Source organism: Streptomyces montanus, assembly GCF_005786655.1.
Lineage (GTDB): Bacteria > Actinomycetota > Actinomycetes > Streptomycetales > Streptomycetaceae > Streptomyces > Streptomyces sporangiiformans.
On the sequence record NZ_VBZC01000142.1, the window covers coordinates 1 to 3,571 of the forward strand.

Consider the following 3,571-nt stretch of genomic DNA (forward strand, 5'->3'; position numbering starts at 1 on the left):
CACGACGCCGACAACTACGGCACGCCGAACAAGCTCACCCGTGACGATCTGCTGGACCTGATCCGCGACGCCGGCTTCCGCCCGGTGGAGCGCAACACGCGCTACGAGATCATCCGCGACTACGAGGGCCCGGACCCGGCACGCCGCGAGGCACCGCAGCCCATGCGCGTCTGATCCCCGCGGCAGCCCCCGGCCCGGCACGCGTACCCCCAGCGACACGATCGGCAGGAAGGTGAAAACGCCCATGCAGACGACCGGCGACCAGGAACTCGAGGTCTGGATCGATCAGGGTCTGTGCACCGGTGACGGCATCTGCGCGCAGTACGCGCCCGAGGTGTTCGAACTGGATGTTGACGGCCTCGCGTATGTGAAGGACGAGGACGACGAACTGGTCCAGGAGCCGGGAGCGGCCGTGCGGGTCCCCCTGACCATCCTGCGTGACGTGGTCGACTCGGCTCAGGATTGCCCTGGCGACTGCATTCACGTGCGCCGCACCAGTGACACGGTCGAGATCTACGGCCCTGACGCGGAGAGCGCCTGACCATGCGGCTGACCAGGTTCTCGCCACGCAACAAGGCTGTGGGCAAAGGAACATGACGAGCCGTAAGCAGTGGTGGTGGTCCGCGGGCCGTCGGACGGGGCTCGGACGAGGCGGAGACCTGACGGGCCTCTCCCTCCCGCGCCGTTCGACGGCCCGGGAGGGTCACCGCCGGGCGACGCTCCGGGAGGGGGCACCGCCGGATGACGGCCCGCGCGTGTCACCGCCGGGCGGCTGTCCTCGCCAGCGCCGGGACGAGCACCATGCCGGTCACGAGGTGCAGGCCCACCAGTCCGGCCTTGGCGCCCGTCGTGGTGCCCTGGTCGAGGGGTCCGGCCAGGGACAGGACGAGGACGACGACAGCGAGGGCCGTCCATACCGCCCGGGCTCTGGCCGGGACAAGCCGTTCCAGGACGGCGAGCGACGCCCATCCGCCGAGGCCCGCGACCACGGCCGCCACCACGACCGCCGCGACTCCCACCGACTGCACGGCGTCCCCGGAACCGGTGCGGACGTCCAGATGGGTCCCGGCGAATTTCGCCGTCACCAGCCAGGCGAGGAGTGCCGCGGCCGCGCCGGCCACGACCGCCAGGCTTCGGGTTCCGCGCCGCGCCCGTGGGGCGTTCTCGCGGCTTCGGAATGGGGTGTTGGTGGTCATGGGGGTCCCACTCTCCTCTCAACTGACCGAGGCCGAATGGCGGTTCGGTGTCCGCCCCGTTTCGACCGCCGGTCGCCGAAGGCTAGGACGGGGCCTTCGTGAAGGACCAGTTGCGGCCGACCGCGGCTCTCAAGAACCGGGGAAACGCCCAGACTTCCCGCTCCCGCCCCCGTCAGACCTTGTGGAATCGGTGCGGGTGCACTGAATAGTGAGCGTGCCGCGCACACCCGGCCCGCTCGGGGCTCGTGCCCGTCTTCTCCTCGGCCAGGTTGCGCCGACCCGTTGGAAGGACCCCCACATCCCATGACCTCACCCATCCCGGGCAATCTGTGGATCCGCAGGTACCACCCCGCTCCGGAAGCGACCGAGCGTCTCGTGTGCTTTCCGCACGCGGGTGGCTCCGCGAGCTTCTACCTGCCCGTCTCCACCGCTCTGAGCCCCGCCGTCGACGTCCTCGGCGTGCAGTACCCGGGGCGTCAGGACCGCCGCAACGAACCTGGGGTGACCTCGGTCGCGGACCTGGCCGACAGCATCACGCGGGCACTCGCGGGCTGGGACGACCGGCCGCTGACCTTCTTCGGGCACAGCATGGGCGCGGTGGTGGCTTTCGAAGTGGCCCGGCGCATGGAAGCCGCCGGCGGAGGTCCCGTACGGCTCTTCGCCTCGGGCCGGCGGGCGCCGTCCAGGACCCGCGACGAGAACGTGCACCTGCGTGACGACGACGGACTGGTGGCCGAGTTGCGGGCGCTGAGCGGCACCGACGTCCAGTTCCTCGCCGACGAGGAGCTGCTGCGCATGATCCTCCCGGCGATCCGCAGCGACTACACGGCGGTGGAGACGTACCGCTGCGATCAAGGCGCCACGGTGAGTTGCCCGGTGACGGTGCTCACCGGCAACGCCGACCCCAAGACCTCCCTCGACGAAGCACGTGCCTGGGCCGACCACACCACCGGCGGCAGCGAGCTGAAGGTCTTCCCCGGCGGGCACTTCTTCCTCGCAGACCGCCAGGCGGACGTGCTCGCGGTGCTCGGCGAGCACTTCCGCATGCCCGCGAGGACATGACCCGTGGCGTGGACTCCCGTACGTGACACGGCACTTCCGCCGACCCCCGGGTCCGCGGACCCCCAACTCCGCGGTACTCGACCCGCGCCGCCGTTCGCCCTCTAGCTGACACCGGAGCTGCTGCCACCATGATCGAACCACTTGCCACCGGGGCGCCGGTGCCACCGGTCACCGGACGGCGCCGGCCCAGGGTCGGCCACATCCAGTTCCTCAACTGCCTGCCGCTGTTCTGGGGACTCGCCAGAACAGGCAGCCTGCTCGATCTGGACCTGCGCAAGGACAACCCCGACGGCCTCAGTGAGGCGCTCGCGGCCGGCGATCTCGACATCGGGCCGATCAGCCTTCTCCAGTTTCTGCGCCACGCCGACGACCTCGTGGCCCTGCCCGACATCGCCGTGGGCAGCGACGGCGACGTCATGTCCTGCCTCATCGTCAGCCAGGTACCGCTCGACCAGCTGGACGGCGCCCCGGTCGCCCTCGGCTCGACGAGCCGGACCGCGGTGCGGCTGGCGCGGCTGCTGCTCGCGGACCGCGTGGGCGTGCGGCCCGACTACTTCGTCTGCCCGCCCGATCTGCGGACGATGCTGAAGGAGGCGCGGGCCGCCGTCGTCATCGGTGACGCGGCGCTGCGGGCCTCTCTGTACGAGGCTCCCGAGCTGGGCGTTGAGGTCCATGACCTCGGCCGGATGTGGAAGGACTGGACGGGCCTGCCGTTCGTCTTCGCGGTGTTCGCCGCGCGCCGGGACTTCCTGGAGCGCGAGCCGGACGTGGTCCGCCAGGTCCACTCCGATCTGCTCGCTTCGCGTGATCTCTCCCTCGTCGAGGTGGACAAGGTGTGTGAACAGGCTTCGCGCTGGGAGGAGTTCGACGCGGACACACTGCGCCGGTACTACACCACGGCGCTCGACTTCAGTCTCGGGGCCCCGCAACTCGCCGGAATCCATGAGTTCGCCCGGCGGGTCGGCGGCGCCCACGAGGGCTTTCCGCCCGATGTACGCGTGCGGCTGCTGGGCGATCCCGGCAGCGACTGACCACACGACACGGTTCCCGCACAGCCCGCCCACGTCCCAGGAAAGGCCGGCCCATGTCCCGACCTCCCCAGTCCGACCTCCCGTCCGACCTTCAGTCCGTCCTCGACCGTGCCGCCGAGGGTGGGCGGATCACCCCCGAGGAGGCGCTCGACCTCTACCGCCGCGCCCCGCTGCACGCGCTGGGCTCGGCCGCCGACGCGGTACGCCGCCGCCGGTACGCCGGTACGGAGCACATCGCGACGTACATCATCGAGCGCAACATCAACTACACGAACGTATGCG

General features: G+C 70.7%; 4 protein-coding genes and 2 pseudogenes. 5 read left to right on the top strand and 1 reads right to left on the bottom strand.

Annotation, left to right across the window (positions count from 1 at the left end; all coding sequences use genetic code 11):
* Both FE633_RS46710 and FE633_RS46715 read left to right on the top strand, forming a co-directional pair.
* Positions 1-174: pseudogene (locus FE633_RS46710) on the top strand (aminofutalosine synthase MqnE); the annotation flags it as partial.
* Positions 175-244: 70 nt separating this feature from the next.
* Positions 245-541 (top strand): ferredoxin, encoded by a 297-nt coding sequence (locus FE633_RS46715; RefSeq protein ID WP_138051232.1) that lies wholly within the window; start codon positions 245-247, stop codon positions 539-541.
* A gap of 217 nt (positions 542-758) precedes the next feature.
* Here the strand turns inward: FE633_RS46715 and FE633_RS46720 are convergent, their stop codons facing one another.
* Complete coding sequence (locus FE633_RS46720; protein ID WP_138051233.1) at positions 759-1,196, bottom strand: DUF6069 family protein; 438 nt, start codon at positions 1,194-1,196, stop codon at positions 759-761.
* A gap of 303 nt (positions 1,197-1,499) precedes the next feature.
* Between FE633_RS46720 and FE633_RS46725 the strand changes: the two genes are divergently transcribed.
* From FE633_RS46725 to FE633_RS46735, 3 genes and pseudogenes are all read left to right on the top strand, one after another.
* The gene (locus tag FE633_RS46725; protein WP_138051234.1) at positions 1,500-2,258 is read left to right on the top strand and encodes a thioesterase II family protein; all 759 of its coding nucleotides are present in this window, start codon (positions 1,500-1,502) and stop codon (positions 2,256-2,258) included.
* A gap of 128 nt (positions 2,259-2,386) precedes the next feature.
* A complete protein-coding gene (locus tag FE633_RS46730) occupies positions 2,387-3,289 on the top strand; it encodes a menaquinone biosynthetic enzyme MqnA/MqnD family protein (RefSeq protein ID WP_138051235.1) in 903 nt (300 codons plus the stop codon).
* Positions 3,290-3,342: 53 nt separating this feature from the next.
* Positions 3,343-3,571, top strand: a pseudogene (locus FE633_RS46735) (dehypoxanthine futalosine cyclase); the annotation flags it as partial.